This window comes from Streptomyces sp. DH12 (assembly GCF_020873895.1).
Classification (GTDB): Bacteria; Actinomycetota; Actinomycetes; order Streptomycetales; family Streptomycetaceae; genus Streptomyces.
In genome coordinates this window covers 1-687 of the sequence record NZ_JAHWGT010000315.1, presented here as the reverse complement: position 1 = coordinate 687, position 687 = coordinate 1, and the positions used below count along the sequence as shown (strand labels likewise).

Below are 687 nucleotides of genomic sequence, written 5' to 3'. Positions count from 1 at the left end.
CCCTGGAGCGTCTGTGCGCCACCACCAGCGCCCGTCACCGGCTCACCGCACGCTTCCACCTCACCGGCGAGCCCGTGCCCCTCGCCACCGCGCACGAGGTCGCGCTGCTGCGCGTCGCCCAGTCCGCGTTGGCCAACACCGAACGCCACGCCGAAGCCGGCACCGCCGACGTCACCTTGAGCTACCTCGGCGACCACGTCGCGGTGGACGTCGTCGACGGCGGACGCGGCTTCGACCCCGACCGGCTTCCCGCCCCCGACCCGGAGACCGGCGGGCTCGGACTGGCCGCCATGCGCGCCCGCGTGCACGCCCTCGGCGGCACCTACACCCTCGAGTCCGCCCCCGGCCACGGCACCGCACTGGCCGCCCGGCTCCCCCTCACCCCGCCCGCCGAGACCGAGCCCGAGGCCCGCCCGTGACCGACACACCCATCCGTCTGCTGCTGGCCGACGACCACCCCGTCGTACGGGCAGGGCTGCGCGCCGTCCTGGAGACCGAGGAGGGCATCACCGTGGTGGCCGAGGCCGCCACCGCCGAGGACGCCGTCACCCGCGCCGCCCGAGGCGACATCGACGTCGTCCTCATGGATCTCCAGTTCGGCACGGGCATGAACGGCGCCGAGGCCACCGCCGCCATCACCGCTCGCCCCGGCTCACCCCGCGTGCTGATCGTCACCACCTACGACAC

The 687-nt window shown here is 75.3% G+C and carries 2 protein-coding genes; both read left to right on the top strand.

The window, feature by feature from the left end:
* The coding region (locus LPA54_RS34270) for a sensor histidine kinase (protein ID WP_267487946.1) at positions 1 to 419 on the top strand (419 nt) is incomplete at its 5' end.
* A partial coding sequence (locus LPA54_RS34265) for a response regulator transcription factor (RefSeq protein WP_228984564.1) occupies positions 416 to 687 on the top strand: 272 nt, incomplete at its 3' end. The genes LPA54_RS34270 and LPA54_RS34265, both read left to right, overlap by 4 nt.